19 protein-coding genes are annotated in these 23,551 nt (G+C 46.5%); 14 read left to right on the top strand and 5 right to left on the bottom strand.

Annotation, left to right across the window (positions count from 1 at the left end):
- Window positions 1-831: 831 nt before the first annotated feature.
- Window positions 832-2,256, bottom strand: a complete 1,425-nt coding sequence (locus DP_RS13020; protein ID WP_041278014.1) for a hypothetical protein — start codon at window positions 2,254-2,256, stop codon at window positions 832-834.
- An 861-nt stretch (window positions 2,257-3,117) separates the two neighbouring features.
- Here DP_RS13020 and DP_RS13015 point away from each other — a divergent pair.
- The 4 genes from DP_RS13015 to DP_RS13000 are packed head-to-tail and all read left to right on the top strand — an operon-like array spanning window position 3,118 to window position 8,434.
- Window positions 3,118-4,341 (top strand): hypothetical protein, encoded by a 1,224-nt coding sequence (locus tag DP_RS13015; RefSeq protein WP_011189801.1) that lies wholly within the window; start codon window positions 3,118-3,120, stop codon window positions 4,339-4,341.
- Between the two features lie 4 nt (window positions 4,342-4,345).
- On the top strand, window positions 4,346-4,915 hold the full coding sequence (locus DP_RS13010; protein WP_011189800.1) for a condensin complex protein MksE: 570 nt from the start codon (window positions 4,346-4,348) through the stop codon (window positions 4,913-4,915).
- On the top strand, window positions 4,896-7,589 hold the full coding sequence (locus DP_RS13005; RefSeq protein ID WP_041278013.1) for a hypothetical protein: 2,694 nt from the start codon (window positions 4,896-4,898) through the stop codon (window positions 7,587-7,589). Before DP_RS13010 ends, DP_RS13005 begins: the two co-directional genes overlap by 20 nt.
- Window positions 7,589-8,434, top strand: a complete 846-nt coding sequence (locus tag DP_RS13000) for a hypothetical protein (protein WP_041278012.1) — start codon at window positions 7,589-7,591, stop codon at window positions 8,432-8,434. The genes DP_RS13005 and DP_RS13000 overlap by 1 nt, the downstream gene beginning before the upstream one ends.
- A gap of 184 nt (window positions 8,435-8,618) precedes the next feature.
- Here DP_RS13000 and DP_RS12995 read toward each other — a convergent pair whose 3' ends face one another.
- From DP_RS12995 to ftsE, 4 genes are read right to left on the bottom strand one after another with little or no spacing between them, the layout of a single operon-like run.
- Window positions 8,619-9,935, bottom strand: coding sequence for a S41 family peptidase (locus DP_RS12995; protein ID WP_011189797.1), 1,317 nt, complete (start codon window positions 9,933-9,935; stop codon window positions 8,619-8,621).
- A gap of 2 nt (window positions 9,936-9,937) precedes the next feature.
- Window positions 9,938-11,215: a murein hydrolase activator EnvC family protein gene (locus DP_RS12990; RefSeq protein ID WP_011189796.1), complete on the bottom strand. Its 1,278-nt coding sequence runs from the start codon at window positions 11,213-11,215 to the stop codon at window positions 9,938-9,940.
- Complete coding sequence (locus DP_RS12985) at window positions 11,215-12,102, bottom strand: cell division protein FtsX (RefSeq protein WP_011189795.1); 888 nt, start codon at window positions 12,100-12,102, stop codon at window positions 11,215-11,217. The genes DP_RS12990 and DP_RS12985 overlap by 1 nt, the downstream gene beginning before the upstream one ends.
- Window positions 12,099-12,800 carry a cell division ATP-binding protein FtsE gene (gene ftsE / locus DP_RS12980; RefSeq protein ID WP_011189794.1) on the bottom strand — a complete coding sequence of 234 codons (702 nt, stop codon included), beginning with the start codon at window positions 12,798-12,800 and terminating at the stop codon, window positions 12,099-12,101. The genes DP_RS12985 and ftsE overlap by 4 nt, the downstream gene beginning before the upstream one ends.
- A gap of 442 nt (window positions 12,801-13,242) precedes the next feature.
- Here ftsE and ileS point away from each other — a divergent pair, with 442 nt between their 5' ends.
- The 10 genes from ileS to DP_RS12930 all read left to right on the top strand — a co-directional run bounded on the left by ileS (window position 13,243) and on the right by DP_RS12930 (window position 23,521).
- Complete coding sequence (gene ileS, locus DP_RS12975) at window positions 13,243-16,062, top strand: isoleucine--tRNA ligase (RefSeq protein ID WP_011189793.1); 2,820 nt, start codon at window positions 13,243-13,245, stop codon at window positions 16,060-16,062.
- Window positions 16,063-16,064: 2 nt separating this feature from the next.
- The gene (lspA, locus tag DP_RS12970; RefSeq protein ID WP_011189792.1) at window positions 16,065-16,562 is read left to right on the top strand and encodes a signal peptidase II; all 498 of its coding nucleotides are present in this window, start codon (window positions 16,065-16,067) and stop codon (window positions 16,560-16,562) included.
- Window positions 16,563-16,625: 63 nt separating this feature from the next.
- Complete coding sequence (locus DP_RS12965) at window positions 16,626-17,573, top strand: ACP S-malonyltransferase (protein WP_041278010.1); 948 nt, start codon at window positions 16,626-16,628, stop codon at window positions 17,571-17,573.
- A 122-nt stretch (window positions 17,574-17,695) separates the two neighbouring features.
- Window positions 17,696-18,673 (top strand): biotin synthase BioB, encoded by a 978-nt coding sequence (bioB, locus tag DP_RS12960; protein WP_228130149.1) that lies wholly within the window; start codon window positions 17,696-17,698, stop codon window positions 18,671-18,673.
- 1 nt (window position 18,674) lies between these two features.
- Complete coding sequence (bioA, locus tag DP_RS12955) at window positions 18,675-19,970, top strand: adenosylmethionine--8-amino-7-oxononanoate transaminase (RefSeq protein WP_041278009.1); 1,296 nt, start codon at window positions 18,675-18,677, stop codon at window positions 19,968-19,970.
- Complete coding sequence (locus tag DP_RS12950) at window positions 19,970-21,136, top strand: aminotransferase class I/II-fold pyridoxal phosphate-dependent enzyme (protein ID WP_041278008.1); 1,167 nt, start codon at window positions 19,970-19,972, stop codon at window positions 21,134-21,136. The genes bioA and DP_RS12950 overlap by 1 nt, the downstream gene beginning before the upstream one ends.
- Window positions 21,133-21,825, top strand: coding sequence for a DUF452 family protein (locus tag DP_RS12945; protein ID WP_011189787.1), 693 nt, complete (start codon window positions 21,133-21,135; stop codon window positions 21,823-21,825). The genes DP_RS12950 and DP_RS12945 overlap by 4 nt, the downstream gene beginning before the upstream one ends.
- Window positions 21,822-22,580 carry a methyltransferase domain-containing protein gene (locus DP_RS12940; protein ID WP_011189786.1) on the top strand — a complete coding sequence of 253 codons (759 nt, stop codon included), beginning with the start codon at window positions 21,822-21,824 and terminating at the stop codon, window positions 22,578-22,580. The genes DP_RS12945 and DP_RS12940 overlap by 4 nt, the downstream gene beginning before the upstream one ends.
- Window positions 22,581-22,608: 28 nt before the next feature.
- The gene (bioD, locus tag DP_RS12935; RefSeq protein ID WP_011189785.1) at window positions 22,609-23,280 is read left to right on the top strand and encodes a dethiobiotin synthase; all 672 of its coding nucleotides are present in this window, start codon (window positions 22,609-22,611) and stop codon (window positions 23,278-23,280) included.
- Window positions 23,281-23,302: 22 nt separating this feature from the next.
- Window positions 23,303-23,521, top strand: a complete 219-nt coding sequence (locus tag DP_RS12930) for a hypothetical protein (protein WP_011189784.1) — start codon at window positions 23,303-23,305, stop codon at window positions 23,519-23,521.
- The last annotated feature ends 30 nt before the right edge of the window (window positions 23,522-23,551 follow it).

Raw genomic sequence — 23,551 nt, 5'->3', positions numbered from 1 at the left:
AAGAGACAATATACAAATGTATAAAGGCTGAAACACCGAAGAAAGAGACAATATACATATGTAGACAGGCCAAATACTTGAGAAGATGGCCTATCTACGGGCAAACGGTGAATCAGGCATCACGACCCTCGATCGAGTTTCCCAGGTTCGATGGTGGTCACCGGATCGTGGCTTGCCAGCCATACTGGCCAAAGGGGGAAGCGTTCCCCCCTTTGCACCCCATGCCGCTCCGGCCTAGTTGCCAATCCTCACTCTCGTTTCAGCTTTCGCTAAGGTTGCGAACGGGCTCCTGGACGCCGCTGGCATCTGCCCACGCTCCTCACTCCGTTCGGGCAACTGAGAGGGGGGAGGGGCCACCTCCATCCTCATACGGTCGTATGCAAAATGTTGAAATGACGATGCTCAGCTCCGTGCCAATGGGGATCGCCCAAGCAAACATCGGTGCCATTTAATAAAATTGGGGGCTTCGCTCTCCTGCATCTCTTCTCTTCAGTCGAAGACCTTCCCCTCTGCCCTCTCTCTTCGAGTCAGCAAAGAGGTATCTCTCCTGTTATTATCACGAGTTACCCTGAGAGCTGAAAGAATATTTCAGAAGAGATCGATCATTGCATCTGCCACTACCTCTTTTGTTTTTCACCAAACAGATAATTTTTTTGAAGCGCAGGATCGAAAAACAGCTCTTGTGCACTCATTTTTCAAATTTTAGTCTGTTGCCCTTATTGTACTCATCCAGCAATGCCTCATTAAGAGGCTAAAAATAGAGGACTAAAATACGATCGAAGCGATATCGGACGCTGTTTTTAGTTCTTTTGAATGACTTGTTAGAAAGAATTACATTGGACTCTTAAACTGTGAATGAGCCTTACTGAATCTCGGTTGCTCTTGTTTGGGACTATATACTCTTGCGCCTTTTTCTTGAACAACTTTACTACCTAAGATATCTCTAGCATCTCCAAGTGACCATACCGTTGAGAGGTCATTAGTTAGATTCCTGTAGACCGCATTGAATCCGCGAGGTTTTTTTAAATTATATAAAAAATCTGGCAATTTAATTTTAAAATTATACGCAGGAGCTTTGGGTAAACCATTTACCGCAGCATAAGTGTTGTAAACATGAACTAATTTTGTAACAGGGACACCTTGCCTAGTTTTCAACCCGTATTTAACCCGTAGATTAGTTGATGATTTATTGAAATCAGTGACGATTTTTAATACAGCTTTATTTGCAATAGCTATTTCAGACTCATCAAATAACCTTCTGATTTCTCGTAACTGTTCGCGAGACTCAACAAATTCAGGGTTATCTCTAATATTATAAGCTGACTCGATTATCTTTGATGGGTCTCCAGTTTCTTTGGCTAACCAAGCAGAAAACATAGGTAACGAAGTAGATGTTGCACCAACCAATCCTGCTTTATGAATATTAATTAAATCCTCTGAAGCAGTTGATGAAAAATGATCAACAATGTTCTTGACATAGTCAAAACCATAATTGCATGTTTGGCTCATATACGTTTGCTGATACGCTTGTCGAATAGGGTATAAAAATGTATCTGCTTTAAGATATTTTGCAGATAAGGAATAAAATATTGAGCGATTAGCTAGCCAAACAAGCGCAGCAACAAATGCTTTAATAGCTTCTGAGGCTTCACCACTAGATGCTCCCGATTTATCGCCCCATTTTGCTCCAGGAACTTTATAATTTGTCCCAATAGGACGACCAAATCGGTCAACTAATTGAACATTTCCATTTGTTTTTTGCCCTAATTCCGATGCATCATTAAGCTCAGAAAAAATTGCAGCGGCAATATTTCCATACTTATTAAACTCGCTAGGATCATCAGACAAACTTTTTAAATTAAGATGATACACACTTGAATTTATATCCCATGTGCAAATAATATGAGTTTGCAGTAACTCAATAAGCTTTTTAAAGTCCTCATTTACAAACTCACCACCTTTAATTTTAGGCTGTAAAGAATCAGCTTTGTCTTTTGCTTGCACCTCAATTTCAGCTAGGTTATAGGTATCTTTGTCCAAAAACTCTATGTTAGGGAATGCAGATATTCTTGAATCTCTATGAGCAGGTATATAGTCATCTACAGCTACTATTCGGTCATAGAATAAAATGGCTTGTAAGTAATTTTCTAGAGCTACGATATCTGTATCTACAGAATCCTTAGATTTTGTTAGCACATCACCTGAAATGCGTTGAACTGCCGTTAATGTAGAATTGTCAATTAATGCATATGTCAATTTAGACTCCTCTCTATTCGTTTGCTCTAACAAGTTATTATCAGTTTTTCTGCCGAGTAACAATGAGTTGACAACGATTTTTCATCTACAATATCCAGTCTTCTGGCGGGGTACCACTGCATGATCCAAATATCTTGCATTCTCATAAATCAACTTACGGCTTCTGTCGTACAGAGAGAAGTGCCGCAATGGGGTCGCCATTGCCGCGTTAGGGATTCCGCTATTATCTCGATTTCTGCCATCGATATGGCTTCAATCAGTATGAAAAAACAGGCAGAGTACTTCAGGAAACAGGCATATCATGCAGTCACCTGTTTCTAGCAATATTACCTGGCTCGGGAGCTGTTTTTGCCACTAAAAAATCCATCACCGACAACAACGCAGGTACTGCATCCAGTAGCTTGGTTATCATGTAAACAGTATTAAATCAACTAGTTTTGATTTTAGCGCTTCATGAATATCCGGATAAAGTGCATAGTTTTCAGGATATCTACTTTTCTGCTATTCTGCGAACAGAGCATCCTGATAGTCGGATTAGAGCGTCAGCCCGGTTGGGCGAAGCCATCTCTGCCATCTTCTCAATGTTCACCACTATATCCCTTTAGTTCTCCAAAAAGAGAGCTGGCAGCTGCTCCAACTCCTCCGGGCCACCTTTTTTCATAGAAAATAGCGCCCTGATTTCATTGGATATATCCTGCGATGGAATGAGCATACTGTTTTTTATCTTTATCTATTCTTGCCGGTAGCGATTGAGTATACTGCTCTGTAAGCCCTGCTATCTCTTTGCTGTGAGCCATTTGGCAGGCATTTCTTATTTTTTTGTTTGCTTTGCAAATTGCAAGTATCTCAGAGGACGTTTTTATGGCCATATTACCCAAGGTGTTTTTGAAAGTTGTAAAAGACTATTACGAGTTGATTGTGAGCATCTATAAGATGAACCGTGATCTCAGTGAGGCTGAACTGCTTGATTTTATAAAAACATACCGTGATGTTACTGATCCGCAGCCAAGCTATATTTTCAAGCAGCTTTTAGATCTCAAGATAATCCGCTCATTACCAGATGCCACTGCCTCCTATGAAGTTACCTATCACATCAAAAATTTATTAGATTTTCTCGAACAGGAGCATCGCTTTACCTCCCCTAGGGAGATTATGGCTCGTTTAGAAGAGCTTGATTCTTTGCAGGATAGTTTAAGGCTTGCCTTTGAAAAGAATAGCAAGGGCCCAATTTTCAATATTCTCAATGATATGGCGGGCGTCATGGAGAAATTAAGAGAGGGCACAGAAGGTAATAGATTGGCAATTATTCAAGAGGTAAGAAAGGTACGTTCCAACGTCGAAAAACATACCTCTGCCGACCGTTATGGTCGTATTGACGATATTTATAAGCGATATGTCTTGCCCCTGGAGGATATGATCGAGGTCGGGAAGGTCATGGACATGTCTTTAGATAAGTGTGAAAAATTTCTTAGCTATGCGGCAGAAGAGTACTGCTTACAAAAAGATATCTCTTATAAAATTAAGAGAGTCTCGTCCCATTTGCCACTTCTAAGGCGTGAAGTTTTACAGATATTTCAAGAGTCTCTTGCCGAAATAACGCCTCTGTTAAATGAATTGAGGGATAACCTCTTTGCCCGTGGGGTAACTGTTCTTCTCGATAATGTGAGTAAAAGAGGAGCAGATGCCTTGACGGGACTTGCCGACGAATTGGCCCTGCCCTCATTTGCCCAGCGTATTGGTGTCTTTGAAGATTTTAAATCATTAGACTATTTGAAACAGGTGGATAATTATCAGCCAGTGGTGCCCCCGAAGGTTGATCATGGAAATAAAGCCCGTGCTAACCCACAGAAACATTATGTCTTAGATGGAGTGCTTGAGAGCGCCAAGGCTGCTTTGCCTCTTCAGGATACTTTGGGCTGGCTTGTAGAGAATTACAAAGATAAAGAGATGTTGTTGATACTGAGAAGTTACAATCTTCTGGCGAAGAGCGCCTTGGCATTTGAGTACGGTGATGCCCGAGCAACATATTCTCTTGATACATTTAGGATACACGCTCACCCTCTTACCATAACAAATATGAGGTAGTAAGATGAAAAATAAGTATGACTTGCCTTACCTGCAGGAGATATATCAAGAGCTTCTTAAGGGGAGGCATATTTCCTTTTCAGAGGGTAAGCTATTTTTTGCTCTCCAGAACGATTTGCAGAGCTATGCTGACCTTTTTGAGTGCCTTGGCTTTGAGTTAGTCGCTCATCCTAAGGAGTTTTATTATCTTAAAAAGCATGGAAAAAGCCTCAATAATCAGATTAAACAGATGCTTCTTTTTGTTTTTGTCTTAATTGATGATTTGGATCGAAAAGAAGCTGATCTTGAGGCTGCTCTTTTCGATAACAGCATTCTTATAGAGACCCTGCCTCATTTTAAAACCGAGAAGTATAAAGACTATATGAAAGAGGTTGGGGTGGAGGATGAGCAGAAGCTTTTCTCAATAATTGAGACCCTGCAAAAATATGGTTTTCTAACGACCCTGGGTAAGGTCTCCTTTCAGTTCAAGACACCTGTGTACCGTCTCCTTGATCTTTGTACCACTGTTTTAAAAGATTCTGAAGAACAGGAAATTTTAGCAAGAGGAGATGAGGATGAATATCGGGCCAACTAGAATAATTCTTATCAATTCAGGTAAATATCAGTACTGCAATGTCTCTATTGATGAGGCCGTGCATCTTGTGGGCGCCAATAATGCAGGAAAAACCTCTCTTATAGCTGTTCTGCAATTCCTCTATGTCGACAATGAAAATTGCATGTTTTTTACCCATCCAATGGATGAGACAAAGCGGTATTATTTTAAGGGGCAGTATAGCTATGTGCTTTTTGAATGTCTCACCTCAAACGGCTATCAGGTTGTTGGGGTGAGAGGTTTGGGCATGGGAGGGGCGCACGAGCGTTTTTCTTATATGGGCTCGTTCTCGCTGGAGGATTTTTATAACGCAGATGGCACCACAAGGAGTAGTGCAGAAGTTCGAGTGGAACTTGCCGATAGAAATTATACTGTTTTAAAGCCAAAACAGCTAAGGGCGGCGCTCACTGGGGTTGGTGACAGTAAGGGCGTGAGTTTAGGTTTGTTACCCATTAAGGATCAGGGTGGATATGAGAAGATTCGTAATTTGTACCACAATCTTTTAAATCTCTCTCATGTTGGGCAAAAAGAGCTGAAATCTGCCCTTGTCCACGTCGCTGAATCTGATTTTAGAACGAAAAATGGTATTGATCTGGAGGATGCATATTCTGCAGGATATGAGCGGGTTATTAAGGGTCTGGAGAGGATCAAAACCCTTAAGGAAATCTCCCCAACAATAGAAAAATGTGTCATGGAATATGACGAGAGGATCTCCTGCAGGTCAGATATGGTTGTGGGGTATCAGAAGATAAGCGAGCTTTTTTCCGTAAAGAAAAAAGAGAATGGTGAGAAAAAGAGTGATATCTGTGACAGAAAGGGTGAACTCGAGGATGAAATAAAAGAAGACCTGCGGCGCAGAGATGTTCTTGAAGAGAAGTTGCAGGTTGTTATTGAAAGAATAGGTGCTCTGAAGGGCCAGCTCACCGAATTAGGAGTAGCTGAAGCCAAGTTTTCTGGTTACTCCCCTGATATTGAAATTCAGATTATGAAGGGGCTTGAGGTTGAGCTGGAGAAGATAAAATTTAATTTGGTCGCCATAAAAGAAGATCCTCTGGAGGTCTTGGAGAAGAGGCTTTTTAGGAAAACAAAAGAACTTGTGGATCTTAAAAATAGGCTGGCCAATGTAGAAAATTCCGTTGCCACTTATCTCAGAAGTGAATTTTCCGATGAAGAAATAGGCCAATTTTTCACCCTCTATAATCACCGTCTGCTCGGGATGAAGGTGGCAGATGATGGGCTAATAGTTAAAGAGAGTGATGCTCTTGTGGCGAGGATACGTGCTGTTCTGGCTAGGATTAAAGAGGGTACATATGCCGATGAATCAGTTCAAATCAAGTTGGAACCACATCTCTGGCCAGATATTTCCAAATTCTTAAACAGAGAAGAGATGCAAAAAGATATTCTTCTTGTGGAAAAAAGAATTGCTAAGGATGAGGCCCTTATCGTTGTTGCGCGTGAACAGGCTTTATTGTTGGGACGAAAGGAAGAGCTGAGCCAAGAGTTAAAGAAAAAAGGTGCATATCATCATGGCTATATCTCTTTTACAAAAAGCTTAGAGAATAAGGGAGAGCTGGAGAAAGAGCTTGGCAGTAAAGATGACGAGCGGGGTGTTTTGTATGCTGAAAAAAAGAGGTTGGGCGAAGATGTAAGTGCCAAAAAAAAGGAATCACGGATTGGTGCCGAAAAAATCATTGAGATTGATAGGCTTGAGAGAGAGTGTGTAGCAAAAATACATGAGCTTGTCGTTCCAGACGCTGATTGGCAGGTTGATCTGGGGCTTGTCTTTGATGAAGATGATCTGGCTGTGCTTATTTCTAACCACTTCAGTTATGGTCTGGAAGAGAACCGTCTAAGTATGTCTTTGCAAGAAAAGCTCAACAGCATTGAAAGGACATATTATAGCGCTCTTATAAAGAGCTCAGAACAAGAAACGATTAACTCCTTGAAGGGCGAGATAGAAGGGCTGGCGGAACAAGAAAAGACGGTGATGAAACTGTGGGATGCTGTCTGGAAGAGTTTGGCCACTAATATGAGGGATATGCTCAAGGACCTTGGTGTTCTTAAGTCGGCGGTGAGTGAATTTAATCGAAAACTTGCCAAGGTACCTATCTCTGATCTTGGTAGTTTTAAGATTATTGTTGTTGAGAATCAACAGATTATCGGTTTGATGCAAGATATTGTCAAAACAACGGAGACCTCACTTTTTTCATCCGTGCATAATAGCACGTCTACCCGGTCCGTTGATGATTTGCAAAATTATTTTCGGGCAAAGGGGAAAATTGAAGTTTCTGATCTCTTCTCTCTTAATTTTGAAGTCATGAAAAATGGCAATACGAAAGCATATACTGAGCTTAAATCAATCGAGTCTGAAGGGACCACGGTTACCATCAAGGTGCTTGTTAATATTATGCTTATCAAAGGACTTTTGGCCCCTAGCAAGAAGGTGCTCATTCCATTTTTCTTAGACGAGGTCTCTAAGCTTGATCCAGATAACCTTGGCTCAATAGTTGCTCAATCTGTCTCTCTTGGCTTTACCCCCATTGTTGCCAGCCCTGAACCTATGGATGTTATCAGCAGATTCTATACTCTTCGTGGCGGGCTAGAAGGTCTTTATGTCGATGATCGTAGCCTGGGAATAATTGAAAGGCTGAGTTGATGGCTGTTTATGCAAGGCATCTTAAGATGTTGCTCGCGGGCCAGAGTATACCGCTCACTAAGTTTTCAGCCAAATTAAGGGGTAGGATTAAAACCCTGCTGGAAGCAGGTGTTTTAGAGCAAAAGAGGGTGGGGGCTGGGCAGAGTATATCCGTCATTTCTTATAGGGGCTTAGAAAAATATTGTCAAAAGCAATATCCATCCGGGCTTGATGCGGCAATAGCAGGTGTGTCCACTCGGGCGGAGGCCGTGGCTGTCTATAGAGATGCCAAAAGAGTTCAGGGAACAGATAGAGAGGCTCTGCTTATTCGAGTTTTTTCTGAAAGGGAAGATTTGCTCAAACTAAACGATATCTCTTTGCCCGCCAAGGCGTGGTGCGATCAGGCGGGGATAGCAGGTCTCCAGCTCAGGGATGGTGATAAACTTGAAATATCGGGCAGGATTGCCCTGGTAGAAAATATAGACGTCTTTTGGGCTTTTGAGAAATTAGGAGTATCCGTTGATATCGTTTATTACACAGGTGGCCGTTTCTCCGGGAGGTTCTTGAGCTGCCTTGTTCCAAATGAGCACATCTCTCTTCTCCATTGTGGTGATTATGATCCCGTTGGTTTAGATGAGTACCTTCGCATAAAAAAGAAGTTTGGGGCTGCTGAATTCTATATTCCCGCTAATATTGCTGAGCTTTTTAAGTATAGCAAAAAAGATTTGATACAGGATAATCAGGCTATCCTGGCAAGACTCAGACTCTCTTTAGATGAGGCAGTTAAGAGGATTGTCCGCTTAATAGATCAGCATAACGGTGGAGTTGAACAGGAGATACTGTTGCTTAAAAATTTATCCCACTAGTGCACGATAATTTTTAACCATTCGCTATGTCCTGAACCATAGCCCCGTAGCACTCGAATTTTTTCTGGGAGTGTGGACGTCTCGTTCGCAAAGACTTTACCCGAAGCTTTAAGCGTTTTTTCTACGAGATAGTTTTCTTGGTCAACGCTTTTGTTGGTAGTCTTTTCTGTCAGCTTACAGCTTGTTACTCACCAACCTGAGCATCCTGATAGGCGGAGTAGCGCAGGATGCCGCGTAGTATATCCCGGGCGACCCGGATTTGATTGTCATCGGCGAGCAATTTTTGCACCTTTTTCTCCCGGGCGGAACGGGGGGCTCTCTTTGCCTTTCCGTTAGGGTTATCCAGGTGATTGGTTAAGCTGGCCTCGGTGGATTGGTCGGCACTTTCTCTGCAGCTGGAGCCTTTTTTTAGGCGGGATAGGGTGATGTCGGGGTGGATGCCCTGGGCCTGGATTGATCGATTTTTGGGCGTATAGTATTGAGCCGTTGTTATCTTTAGGGCCGCACCGTTTGGTAGGGGGATTATTGTCTGCACGGAACCCTTGCCAAAGGAGTCGGTTCCCACAATTATTGCCCGTCCTTGATCCTGCAGGGCCCCTGCCACAATTTCCGAGGCCGAGGCGGAACCACCGTTTATCAGGACAAGCATGGGGAAATCATTGTCCTCGCCAAGGTCTCTGGCCTCAAAGGTCATGTTCTGCTCTGCTGCTCGACCTCTGGTGTGGACGATTGCCCCCGAGCTAATAAACAGGTCGGAGATACTGATTGCCTGGGAGAGTAATCCTCCAGGATTGTTACGCAGATCGAGTATGAGTCCACGTATTTCTCTCTTCTTTTTTATGCGATTGAGCTTTTCAACATAATCGTGGCTGGTGTTGCTTTGAAAGCTGGTGATTCTGCTGTAGAAGATATCTCTGCCAAGAGGGAGAAAGCTTACGGATTGCAGGGATATTCTCTCTCGTATTAAGGAGATATGGAGAAGGTTCTCTTCACCCTCTCTTTTCAGGCTCAGGCTTATGCTTGAACCGATGGGCCCTCGCAAAAGCATAAGGGCTTGCTGGCTGCTCATCTCCGCAGTCTTTTTGCCATTTATTTCAATTATTTGATCCTGCGCTTCAATCCCGGCCTGGGCGGCAGGACTGCCATCCAGAGGGGCAATAATGGTGAGATTGTTGTTGCGGGTAGAGACCTCAATGCCAATACCGGAAAAAGAACCGCTTGTCTCCGACTGCAGGTCATGAAATTCTTTGGCGGAGAGGTAGGATGAATGGGGGTCAAGTCCCTGTAGTATGCCGCTTATGGCATCGGTAAGAGATTTCTCAGGGTCCAGTGGCTGGATATAGTTTTGCTCAAGTATGCTCAGGCTGGTGGCGAATACTTCAAGCTGTTTGTAGGTCTTGTCCGTTGATTTTTGTTCAGCCAGGGCACTGTTTGCTATAAAAAGTGTTAGAAAAATTAAGCAAACGCCTAGGGTTCTGGCAGTGATTTGTTGTTGTCGCATTTTTATCCTCGTGGGCCATCTGGTAAGATTACCTGGGCTGTCTTGACAGTTGGCTTGAGCCAAGAAAGTGGGTCAATGGATTTTTTCCCATGTCGTATTTCAAAATAGAGTCCTGCATCAATAAGGGTCGCTGTATCGCCCGCCCTGCCAATAATATCACCCGGGCGTACCTGAGCTCCTTTTTTGGTGGCAATATTTTCTAATCTGGAGGTGATGGTATAGTACTGAAAACCGTGATGGATAATAACCGTATTTCCAGAGCCCTGGAGATAACCTGCGGAGAGAACCTTGCCCGCCTCGGTGGCAATAACTGGGCTACCATCTGCTGCCTCTATAGCAATCCCCATCGATGTTTCAGCGATGCCCATCCTGTTGGTACTTTTTTCAAGAAATTGGGTGATGATTGTGCCTGCAACCGGTGCCTCTAGCTGCCCTTTTCTGCTCAGGAAACGATTTTCTCGGCGAGCCTGCTTTCTTTTGATGCTGACCAGGCTTGTGGAGAGCTGTTGCTGAGAGCCCAACATCTCTTTTACGGCTTCCGCATGCAGCTGTTTCTGGGTCCTGGTTCTTGCCAGGATGGTCTCCTTTTTATCTTTATCTGCCTGGGCCTCCTGCTTCTCTTGGCCGACCTCGGTAAAGAAGGATTGCAGGATTTCCTGCTCCAGCAGTAGCGCCTTTTTACTTGATTTGAGTTTTTTTATTGCCCTGCTGTAGTTGTTGAGTAACTCTTCGTCATAGTGAATAAGAACGTCAAAGGAGTCCCGGAAGGAGAGGAGCTCTGAGAAGGATTTGGCCGAAAAGGCGATGTTTAAGAAGCCTATCTGGCCTGTCATGTAATAGGCTCTGATCCTCTTTGCCAGTTGAGTTCTCAGGGAACTGTTTTGCCTGTGCAGGGTGAGGAGGGCCTTCTCTTTAAGCTCTGTTTTTCTTTTTTGTGCTATTATTTGCCCTTGCAGGGCATTAATTCTAACCTCTTTTTTGCCAATTCTTTCATTGAGCGTTTCAAGCTCAGTCAGGATATCAGTTTCTTGCCTATCCTCTGTGATAATGGCCTCCTGCTGTTTACGGATACCCCGTTGTAATCTGTCTAGGTTTGTCTCTATTTGCTTTTTCTTTTCCTGCAGCAGTGGCTGGTGGTCGGTGGCCTCAGCTGCCAGAGGAAGGAGCATGATGTTAGCTAGCAAGCATAGAAGGCTGAGCACCAGAAGCAGGTGTCTGGCTTGAGGGCCTGCCGCTGCCGAGGTACGATATCTGTTGAGTTGTATAATATGTAATATCATCAGATACGAAGGAGCTTTTGCATGGCACTGTAGCTACCGATGGCACAGAGGCAGATGGAGGCAGAGACGATGATAGCAACTGTTTTTGCCGGGAAAAATGCGAAGTCTGTCATGGCGAGAATGCCGGGCTCGGAAAAATGGTTTAAAATCCATTCGAAGATTACAAAGAGGCTCAAGAGGCCAATCGTAGAGCCTAAGAGGCCCTGTAGCACACCCTCGGTTAAGAATGGGGCGCGAATATAGTTATTGGTAGCTCCCACTAGTTTGAGGAGCTCTAGCTCATCCTGACGGCCAAGAATGGTGAGTCGTATGGTGTAGGCCACCATGAAGAAGGTGGTCATGATTAGGAGAATGCCGCTGAGTATTACCACCATTGAGAGAAGGTTGGTGAAGTAAAAAAAGCGATTAACCCACTCCTGACCATACTGAATTTTCAGTGCCCCCGGTAGTTGTTTCAGGTAGTTTGAAAATAATTTTACCTGCTTTATACTGCGCATTCCCTTTACGGGGGTGACCTCTATGGATGCCGGTAAAAAATCATGGGGCATTGCCTCCAGTACATTTTTGTTGCTACCGAGTTGCTGGGAGAATCGATTGAAGGCCTGTTCACGGGAGATAAATTTGATCTTTTCAGTATGATCAAATTTGTTGATTTTGGTGGCAAACTGCTCTTGCAACTCGGGGCTGAGATCGTCGTCAAGGTAGATGATGAGGGTGAGATTGTCGCCCAGTTTTGTTCCTAAATTGAGTAAGTTAGTGTATGTTAAAAAGAAAAATGCGAATATTAACACAGAGAGACTGACCGTAAGCAGGGTCATGAGCTGGGAGGCCCAAGTCTGTTTGAGGTTGCGCCCAACCTGTCGTGAAACGCTGAGGAAAAAACTCATAGCAAAGCTCCATTGATGGAATACATTTCGCCGTGACGTAATTCACAAACCCTGTGTGAGGTGTTGTCGTAAAGAGAGGAGTCGTGGGTGGCAATGACGATGGTTGCTCCCGCCTTATTGGATTTTTTCAGGAGATCCATAACTCTTGTTGTTGTAGTGGCGTCAAGGTTTCCCGTCGGTTCATCCACTAAGATCATGGTGGGTGAGTTGGCCACTGAACGGGCAAGGGTGATACGCTGTTGTTCTCCTCGGGAGAGCTCTTCTGCTATGGTATCGTGTTTATCGCTCAGGTCTAACTGTTCGAGCAGGTCTTTGACTCTTTTTTGGATGAGCTGTGGCTTTTTATAGGAAACTTCCATTGATATGGCGATGTTTTCCGCTACGGTTCGGTTGAGAAGAAGGCGGAAATCCTGATAGGCCACCCCGATTTTTTGTCGAAGTTTGGCCAGGGCATTACCATGAAGATCGTTGGTTGCCGTGCCATTTATCTCAATAAGGCCAGCGCTTGGGGTCTCCATTCCACAGAGGAGCTTGAGCAGGGTGGTTTTGCCGGCCCCGCTTCTGCCGATAAGAAAAAGCATTTCTCCGGCCGAAATAGAAATGGATATATCATGAAGGGCGGCTATATTGGGCGGGTATTGTTTGGTAACTTTGATCATTTCGATCATTGTTGCGGGATCGTTTGAGCTTTGACTCATGCTATAATGTTACCTATTGTTGCGTTAGAATATTTTAAAATAAAATAATTACAGTGGAATAGGGCCTTGGCCGGGAGTGTTTTTACCCTCCTGGACGAACCATGTCTATACTATTGTTTATTGTAGTAAAATCAAATGGCCCTGTCAAAATAATGTGCCTGTTTTTCTGGATAGGGACGTTCCGGTCTAAAAAAAAACAGGTCTGAATTATATTTTGGCCCCGGGCTAGGATATTGTCTTTCTCTGGTTTTTACTGTATGAAATGAGATTTAAAAAAAATCATGGAATAGTGTTCCATTTATCCTTTCCAACTGGTGCTGAGATTGGTATCTTTGTAGGATTGGCCTTATAAAATTTTATAAGGCAATAAGACTAATAATCATTATATGCTCTTTTAAGACCATAAGTGTGGCTAAAAGCGTAGTAATCTAAGGAGAACAACATGGATTATAGGGATAGTCTCAATCTTCCTAAAACAAATTTTAAAATGAAGGCTAATCTTGCACAAAGAGAGCCTATGATCCTAAAACGATGGGAGAAAGAAGGGCTCTATCAGATGTTGCAGGAGCGGGCCCAGGATCGTCCTCTATTTGTTTTGCACGATGGTCCTCCATATGCCAATGGACATATTCATCTTGGCCATGCGTTTAATAAGATTTTAAAAGATATTATTCTCCGTTCCAAAAGAGCTTCCGGCTTTAATGCCCCCTATGTTCCGGGTTGGGATTGTCACGGTCTGCCCATTGAACACAATGTTGATAAAGAACTTGGTGAGGAGAAGAAGAAAACTATCCCGATACTTGCCAAGCGAGCTGCCTGTCGTAAGTATGCTAATAAATGGATAAAAACCCAGAAGCCTGAGTTTAAGCGTCTTGGTGTGCTTGGTGATTGGGAAGACCCTTATCTCACCATTAATTACTCCTATGAGGCAGCCATTGCTCGGGAGTTTAATAAATTCTTGCTCTCCGGTTCTGTGGTTCGGAATCGTAAGCCTGTCTACTGGTGTTCTACCTGTACCACGGCCCTTGCCGAGGCAGAGGTAGAGTATCATGACCATACATCTCCCTCCATCTATGTGAAATTCCCAGTTATTGAGGATTTCTCCGATGTTGATCCAGCCCTTGCCGGTGATAAGACCTTTGTTGTTATCTGGACAACCACTCCCTGGACCCTGCCGTCGAACACCGCTGTTGCCTTTCACCCTAAGTTTCAATACGCCGCAGTTGCTGTAGGCGAGGAGACATGGGTTCTGGCAGAGGATCTTGTTGAGAAGTTTATGCAGGAGGTAGGAATTGAAGACTATTCCATAAAATCAACCTTCACCGCAGAAAAGCTTGAAAACCGTAACTGTCGTCATCCTTTTATGGATCGTGATTCTCGTTTGGTTTTCGCCGATTATGTTACCACCGAGGCAGGTACCGGTTGTGTCCATACTGCCCCCGGTCACGGAGCAGATGATTATGCCACCGGCCTTCGCTATGGTCTCGAAGTACTCTCTCCTGTGGATGGAGACGGCATTTACACCAAGGAAGCCGGCCCCTATGCCGGTCGTCAGGTACCCGAGGTGAACAGCGATATTATTGCCGATCTTGCCGAGAGTGGCCTGCTTGTTTTTAAGAAAGATATTAACCACAGCTATCCTCATTGCTGGCGTTGCAGAAAACCCGTTATGTATCGTGCTACCCCGCAGTGGTTTATCTCCATGGAGAACAATGACCTGCGTAAGAAGGCACTGAAAAACATTGAGAGCGTAAGTTGGACTCCAAGCTGGGGCATGAATCGTATTCACTCCATGGTGGAATCCCGTCCTGATTGGTGTCTCTCACGCCAGCGTACTTGGGGTGTACCTCTCACCGTAATCAGCTGTAAGGATTGTGGCGAGGTTGTGAAGAGTGAGGAAGTGGTTGCCAAGATTGATGAGTTGTTCCTGAAAGAGGGCGCTGATGCCTGGTTTAGTCATCCCGTCGAAGATTTTCTTCCAGAGGGTCATGTCTGTACCTGTGGTTGTGCAACCTTTATCAAGGAAGAGGATATCCTCGATGTATGGTTTGATTCAGGAAGTAGCTTTGCCGCCGTATGTGAATTGCGTGACGACCTTGTCGCTCCTGCTGACCTCTATCTTGAGGGCAGTGATCAGCATCGTGGTTGGTTCCAAAGCTCTCTGATCACCGCCACCGGAACCCGTGGCTATGCACCATTTAAGGGTGTTTTGACCCATGGATATGTGGTTGATGGTCAGGGCAAGAAGATGTCTAAGTCCGTGGGTAATGTTGTTGCCCCTCAGGAAGTTATCGACGAGTACGGTGCGGAGATCCTTCGTCTCTGGGTATCCAGTGAAGATTACCGTGATGATGTTAAGGTCTCTAAAGAGATCTTGAAGCAGGTGTCTGATTCCTACAGAAAGATCAGAAACACCATTCGATATTTTCTTGGTAACTTGAACGATTTCGATCCAAGCAAGGACCGTATTGCTGTCAGTGAGATGTCGGAGCTTGATCGTTGGGCCTTGGCCCGTTTTGAAGAGCTTCGGGCAAAAATCACCGAAAGCTATGATAAGTATGAGTTCCATGCGATTAATCAGAGTTTGAACTATTTCTGTGGCACAACCATGAGCGCCTTCTATCTTGATATTATTAAGGATAGGCTCTATGTGGAGGGAACTGATTCTACTATCCGTCGTGCCTCGCAGACAGTGCTCTATGATATTCTCGACGGCCTCCTTCGTCTTATGAGTCCCGTTCTCTCCTTTACCGCAGCGGATGCCTGGAATGCACTGTATAGTCTTGGCGAGAAAGATTCTCTTGAGAAGTCTGTGTTCTTTGCCGATTTTCCAGTAGCCATCGATCCGCAGTTTGATGCAGAGCAGGAGGCGCGTTGGCAGCGACTTATTAAGATTCGTTCTGAGTTGACCAAGGCACTTGAGCTTGCCCGTCGTGATAAGGTTATCGGTCACTCTCTTGAGGCCGAGGTGCTTGTTAAGGGAGAGGGCGAGCTGGGTGAGTTTATCCACGCTGAGTGGCAACATCTTCGTGAGATCTCTATTGTTTCAGCAATGTCTGAGATAGAGGGTGCACCCGAAGAGTCTGCCTATGTCAGTGAAGAGGTTGAAGGTCTTGTCGTTTCCGTGAAACTTGCCCCTGGGGTTAAGTGTGATCGTTGTTGGATTCGTTCAACGACCGTTGGTGATAGTGTGGAACATCCTCAGCTCTGTAGCCGATGTCTTGCTATTGTGGAAGATATGGACCTTGAGATGGACGCCTAATCGTGCCTATTCTTTACTTTGGCTCTTATATCCTTATTGTCTGTCTGGTCATAGTCTGTGACCAGCTGACAAAATTGTGGATTCTTCACAATTTCCAATTATATGAGGTTCGGGAGGTAATTCCGGACTTCTTTAATTTGGTTTATGTGGTGAACACCGGTGCCGCCTTTAGCATGTTGGCCGATGTGGATTCTCCCTGGCGGCACTATTTTTTCCTTTTTATCGGTCTGGGTGCCGTGCTGGGTCTGACGGTTTATACCTATACCCTGCGTAAAGAGCATTTTCTCCATATGGTGGGGCTGGCCTGTATTGTCGGCGGTGCCCTCGGTAATCTTATTGACAGAGTCTCCTATGGATATGTAGTTGATTTTCTGGATGTCTATGTGGGCGGCTATCATTGGCCGGCTTTTAATGTTGCAGATTCAGCTATTTGTGTTGGTGTCGTCCTTTATATGACGATGACATTGTTGGCTGGAAATAAAGAAAAAAAACAGAAATAGGAAGAGTTGTCCTTGCCCTTCGGTGAGGACAACCCTGCCATTTCTCCTAAGAGGATGAATTGTATGAAGATAGCAGTACTTTTTCCCGGTCAGGGCTCCCAGTATATTGGTATGAGTCAGGCTTTTATTGAGAACGACCCTGAATGTGCTGCTCTTATGGCGCTTGCAGAAGATGTGTGTGAATTACCACTGACAGCTCTCTGTGTCGAGGGGCCGATGGAAGAGCTTACCCGTTCTGTTAATTTACAGCCGGCAATTACCGCTACCAATATGGTTTGTTGGCAGGCATTACGCTCAGCCCTGCCGGCGGATGCCGAGGTGGCCTATTTTGCCGGGCACAGCCTGGGAGAATATGCAGCCCTCTATGCTGCCGGAGTGCTTGGTGCCGAAGAGACCCTGCGTCTTGTTGCTAAGCGGGGCGCTTTGATGGATCGTGAAGGGCAACTTCATCCCGGTGGGATGCGCGCTGTACTGGGTCTTGATATTGGTACAATCGAGCAGATTGTTGATGCCTATGTTGGAGAGGGTTGTGTGACCGTTGCCAATCACAACACTCCGCAACAGATTGTTATTTCCGGTACAGTTGCAGCTCTCGATGCCGTTGATCCGGCACTTGTCGAGGCTGGAGGCAAGGTTATTGCCCTTAACGTCAGCTCAGGCAATCATAGTCCACTGGTTGCCGATGCGGTGCCCGATTTTTCTGCCTTTATGGCGGATATCAAATTTTCCACTCCGGTGCAGCCCGTGCTTTTCAATGTTTCAGCGGCAGAGGAGAAGGATGGAGAGATCATGAAGGGTATGATGGCCTCGCAAATTGCCTCTCGGGTTCGCTGGTGTGAGATTATAGAAAAGATGCTTGCCGATGGGGTTGATACCTTTATTGAGGTGGGGCCTAAGACTGTTCTTAAGGGCATGATGCGTAAAATTGTCCCTCGCGGAGTCAAGGTTTTATCCCTGCAGGTTGATAGCCCTGAGACCCTTCAGGCATGTTTGGCAAAGCTTGAAGCATAAAAAACCAGGCCCTTATGGGCTGTTACAGGATAAGATGGCTCGAAGCTGAGATGCAAGATGTTCATGTTATTTTTTGACAGGCCCTTATCTTGTATAGGGGCCTTTTCCTTATAAGTGAAGCCGTGATATCCAGGATAGAAAAAAAAGTATTATCGGGTGGAAAGATCCTCTTTGCCGAGGCCTGTGATCTTGCTCTTCATTGTGCAAGAGCTGATCTTGATCGTCTGTTGGCTCTTGCCCGACAGGTGGGCAGCTTACACCACGGCAAGAGTATTGATCTCTGCTCTATTGTTAATGCCCGCTCGGGCAGATGCTCTGAAGATTGTAAATTCTGTGCCCAATCCTCCCATTACAGTACGGGCGTTGACTCCTATGCCCTCGTGGACCCTGATTATGTCTTGGCGCTTGCCAAACAAAATGAGGCGTACGGTGTTTCCCGTTTTTCTCTGGTAACGGCGGGTCGGGCGGTTAGCCCTGCTTTTCTAAGAGAAGTGGCCTCAATCTATCGGCGATTGGGTGAGGAGACATCCCTTGCTCCCTGTGCCTCCATGGGACTTCTGGAGCCAGAGACAGCAGAAATGCTCGTCGAGATGGGCGTGAGGCGCTACCATTGTAATTTGGAGACCAGTGCCAGCTTTTTTTCAGAGGTCTGTACCAGCCATACCTGGCAGGATAAGGTTGCGACCATAGAGCATGCCCGTCGGGCAGGTCTTGAGGTCTGCTCCGGAGGTATCATTGGCCTTGGCGAGAGCATGGAACAACGAATTGAACTGGCCTTTGAGTTGCGTGATCTGGAGGTGCTCTCTATTCCTTTAAATATCCTCAATCCTATTGCCAATACCCCATTTGCCGATCTGCCAGCCCTGACGGAGAGAGAAATACTCATTACCTTTGCCCTTTTTCGCCTGATTAACCCGAGGGCCATTGTTCGTACAGCGGGTGGACGTAATCTCTTGGCTGGCCAGCAGAAGAAACTTTTTCTGGCCGGGGCAAATGGTGCCATCGTCGGTGATTACCTGACCACTTCAGGTGATGGCCTTAAAAAAGATATCGATATGTTTTTAAATCTTGGCTTTAGCATAGGTTCCCGTGAAAAATAGTATGAGTGCACAAGATCTGCTTCACTTTGATAAGACCCATCTCTGGCATCCCTATACCTCCATTGAAGAACCCCTGCCTGTCTATTCGGTTGCCTCCGCCTCATCCTCTACCCTGACCTTGACCGATGGTCGGCAATTGGTGGATGGCATGTCATCATGGTGGGCGGCGATTCATGGCTATAATAATCCTGTTCTCAATAGGGCTCTTGTGGAGCAGGTGAGTCGGGTTTCTCATGTGATGTTCGGTGGTTTGACCCATGAACCGGCGGTGGAGCTGGGGAAGATCCTCCTGCAGCTGGTGCCTAAATCCCTCAACCGTATTTTCTATTGCGATTCAGGCTCCGTTGCCATTGAGGTGGCCATGAAGATGGCCATGCAGTATATGCATGCCCTTGGCCAGCCCCAAAAGAAGAGATTTGTCACCATTCGTGGTGGTTATCACGGTGATACCTTTCATGGTATGTCCGTCTGTGATCCGGTAAATGGTATGCACGGTCTCTATGCAGGTGTCCTTCCCGAGTATTTTTTTGCTGACCGTCCCACAACCTCCTTTTTTGCCAGTTGGGATGCGGCTGACTTTGTCGGGATGCGCCGCTTGGTGGAGGAGAATCAGCAAAATATCTGTGCCATTATTCTGGAACCCATTGTTCAGGGGGCAGGGGGGATGTATTTTTATCATCCCCAGTATCTGCGCGAGGTAAGGGCCCTCTGTGATGAATACGGCCTTCTTCTTATTGCCGATGAAATTGCCACGGGCTTTGGCCGAACAGGCAAGCTCTTTGCCTGTGAACACGCAGGAATCGAGCCCGATATCCTCTGTCTTGGTAAGGCCATCACCGGTGGTTACATGAGCTTTGCCGCCACCCTTGCCACCGAAGAGGTGGGGCGGGTTATCTCCTCGGCAGCTCCGGGTGTCTTTATGCATGGCCCTACCTTTATGGGCAATCCACTGGCCTGTAGTGTGGCCAAGGCATCCCTGCAGCTTCTTATTGAAAACGATTGGCAGACTCAGGTAGAGGGCCTTGCCAAGGGCTTGGAGGAGGGGCTTGCTCCCTGTCTGGATCTTGACTGCGTGGCGGAGGTGCGGGTTTTGGGTGGCATAGGGGTTGTTGAGCTTCACGCCCCCCTGAGCTCTCAGGGTATGGTTCAGATTCAAGCGGCCTTTGTCGAGGCGGGAATTTGGGTCCGTCCCTTTGGCAGACTGGTCTATCTAATGCCCCCCTATATCATGAGTAAAGAGGAGTTGGCCTTTTTGACGGCCGCTGTTTTTAAGGTTTTGGCCACGGGTGATTATTGATGGGATTTCGTCAAGAACTCGATCAGCTTGAAGCGAGAGGTCGGCTCAGATCTCTCAGCCCCCTTGTCCGTCAGTCTGGTTGCTCTGTACAAAAAAATGGCAGAAGCCTATTGAACCTCTGTTCCAATGACTATCTGGGCCTTGGCGCTGATGTGGCACTTCAACAGAGGTTCTATGCGGGTGTTCAGGATGAGGCGGGATTTTTGGGGAGATACGGCCTTGCCTCGACCTCCTCTCGCCTGCTCTCAGGTGACAGCCCCTTGGCTCATACTCTGGAGGATGAGATTGCCAGGGCCCATGGTGCTGAATCCGCCCTGCTCTTTAATTCCGGCTATCATGCTAATATTGGCATCTTACCAACCCTTGCCGGTCGGGATGATCTTATTCTCTCGGATAAGTTGAACCACGCCTCCATTCATGATGGTCTGACCCTCTGTCGTGCCACCCATAAACGCTTTGCCCATGGTGATTATGGCCAGCTACGCTCCCTGCTTGAGCGAATGCGGGCTGACTATCGCCGGGTATTTATTGTCAGTGAATCTGTCTTTAGCATGGATGGTGACGTTGCTGATATCGCTCATCTTGTCGCCCTGAAAGAGGAGTTTAATTGTTATCTCTATCTCGATGAGGCCCATGCCGTGGGGCTCTATGGTGCCCAAGGGCTTGGTAAGGCCGAGGAGTTGGGTCTACTTGCTCAGGTGGATATTTTGGTCGGGACCTTTGGTAAGGCCTGGGCCTCGGTGGGCGCCTATGTGGTCTGCCTGGCCGAGATTCGAGATTATCTCCTTAATCACAGCCGCTCCCTTATCTTCACCACCGCTCAACCACCTGTACAGATCGCCTGGAATCTCTTTGTCTTTAGGCAGAGTTTGACCCTTGGGGAGAAGAGAGCACATCTGCAACTGATAGCGGCGAGGCTTCGTCGGGATATAAAAGAGGCAGGATTTCTCACCGCCGGTGCGACTAATATTATCCCCCTTATTATAGGAGATGATGTCCGGACTCTTGCCCTGGCCGGGGCCATGGAGGAACGCGGTTTTTTCCTTCTGCCCATACGACCGCCAACGGTGCCGGTAAATACCTCAAGGTTTCGCATCTCCCTCTCAGCCAATATGAGCTGGCAGGATTTGGCGGGGCTTGTGCCAGCTCTGCAGGAGATACTATGAGGTTTTATTTGAAGAGGGAGGAGAGCTCCTCTCTGCTGGTGCTCTTTGCTGGTTGGGGAATGGACCAGCATCCCTTTCTCTCCCTGCTTCCCCCAGAGCGGGATGTGCTCATTGTCTTTGACTATAGGTCGTGGCAGTCCGAGGAGATACTGGCTATCATGGCAGAATACTCCTCCCTTCATCTCCTTGCTTGGTCCATGGGGGTTTGGGTTGCCCAGCGTTTGCTGGCGGCAAGAGAGGATCTGCTGGCCAAGGTGGACTTTTCTGTGGCGATAAATGGCACCCTGGCCCCGATAGATGCTGTGCATGGCATTGATCCTCAGGTCTTTAAGGGGATGGTGGATGATTTTTCGCCCCAGGTGCTGGAACTTTTTAATAAGAAGATGTGTCGCCGGGAGCTGAGCCGTTTTATGGCAGATGCGCCTCGGCGTGATCTGGCTGGTCTGCATGAGGAGTTGGCCCACTTTTATCAGGAGGTGGTTGCTCTGCCCGAGGGAGATTCGCTCTACCAGATGGCCCTGGTCAGTAAGGCTGATATGGTTATCCTGGCCCGCAATCAGGAGATGTTTTGGCAACAGACCCCCATAGTTTCTGTTCCCGGTCCCCACTTTCCCTTCTATCTGTGGCGGGATTTAGGCGGCTGTCTGGATTTTTGTCGAAGGTCTGCCAATAAAAAAAATACGCTATGATTGATAAGAAAAAAGTTGCACGTTGCTTTGCCGAGAGTGCCGAAAGCTATGATCAACAGGCTCTGGTGCAAAGGGATGCTGCTCACCACCTTGTTCGGTTAGTGACAGAGGGAGGAAGGCCCTTTCCTGCAAGGGTGCTGGAGATAGGCTGTGGCACCGGGATTCTCACCGAGCAATATACCTCTGTCTGCCCACCGGAGACACTCTATCTCAACGATCTTTCCGAGGCTCTCTGTCAGAAGGCCAGCAGGCGGGTGTCGCCGGCCGTTGCCCACCTTATTCCTTTGCCCGGTGATGGCGAGAGACTGGTGCTACCGAAAAATATTGATCTCTGTATATCCTCCTCCTGTCTGCAGTGGTTCACTGATCTGGAAGGTTTTTTTCGCCGAATAGGAGAGTGCTTGCTACCGGGAGGGAGGCTTGCCATTGCCCTCTGCGGTCAGGGTACCATGGCCGAGGTGAGGGAGTTGACGGGGCGTGGTCTTGATTACTGTTCGCCGGTAAAGCTGGCGGATATGTTGTCGCCCCATCTGCGCATTGATCATCTGGAGGAGAGGCAGTCCAAGCTCTTCTTCCCATCTGTCTGGGCAATTCTCAGGCATATTCGTCAAACGGGTGTTGGTGCTGCTCCCGGGCCACAGCTTACGGTGGGAACCCTGCGTCAGTTTGAACGTGATTACCGCGACCGCTATGGCTGTAAGAGGGGACTGCCTGTAACCTATAGCAATATCTTTGTCGTAGCGACCAGGGTATAGATAATTTTTTTGAGGAGGGCTGGAAATAATGGCAGGGGTATATTTTGTCACAGGAATAGACACGGATATAGGTAAAACTTTTTGTACGGGGCTGATGGCTGCCTGGCTTGCCGAGCATGGCCGTTCGGTGATTACCTCTAAGCTGGTGCAAACAGGTTGCGTAGGGATCAGTGAGGATATTCTGGCCCATCGGCAAATCATGGGGATCGATCCCCTTGCCGAAGATAGGGATGGCAGAACCTGTAGCTATGTCTTTAAAAAACCCTGCTCCCCCCATTTGGCTGCGGCACAAGAGGGAGTGGTGATGGATCTCGACCTTATCTCAGAAAATATTGATCAGCTTGCCCGCTCCTATCAAACTGTTTTGGTCGAAGGTGCGGGAGGGCTCTGTGCTCCCGTAACTCGAGAGGTCTCGAGTCTTGATTATGTCCTGGCGCATAAGCTTCCCCTACTTGTGGTCACCAGTTCGCGCTTGGGTTCCCTGCATCATAGTCTCTGTCTGCTCGAAGTTCTTCAGCAGAGAGGTGGGACGCTTGCGGGGATGATCTATAATCGTTATGGTGAAGTGGATAGAGAGATTGGCAATGATTCTCGCCAGCTAATAGCAGAGAGCATGAAGAAATATGGCTTTTCTGCGCCTCTGGTGGATATCGTAGCCGATGCCGGTATCGGTCAGGTTGATTTTTCAGCTATTTTCTAAGGCGTTATCCAGAGGAGCAGACATGTTTGATCGAGATAGGATAGAGAAAAATTGTTTACGGTGTAAGTATTTGAGACTGTTAGATACGTCCCATGGTAAATGCAGGATAGATAGGGCAACTCTGGTCGAATTACCGACCAAGGGTCTGGAAGAGAGTTGTGAGCGTTGGCAGGATAGTGGCCAGCAATATTTTGTGCGCCGTGGTTGGTTGAAGGCTCAGAAGAAAAAAGAGCAACAGTGATCTGTTGCCGTTTAACACATTAAGGTGGGT

It is taken from the genome of Desulfotalea psychrophila LSv54 (genome assembly GCF_000025945.1).
Lineage (GTDB): Bacteria > Desulfobacterota > Desulfobulbia > Desulfobulbales > Desulfocapsaceae > Desulfotalea > Desulfotalea psychrophila.
This window is presented reverse-complemented; position numbering and strand designations above follow the sequence as displayed.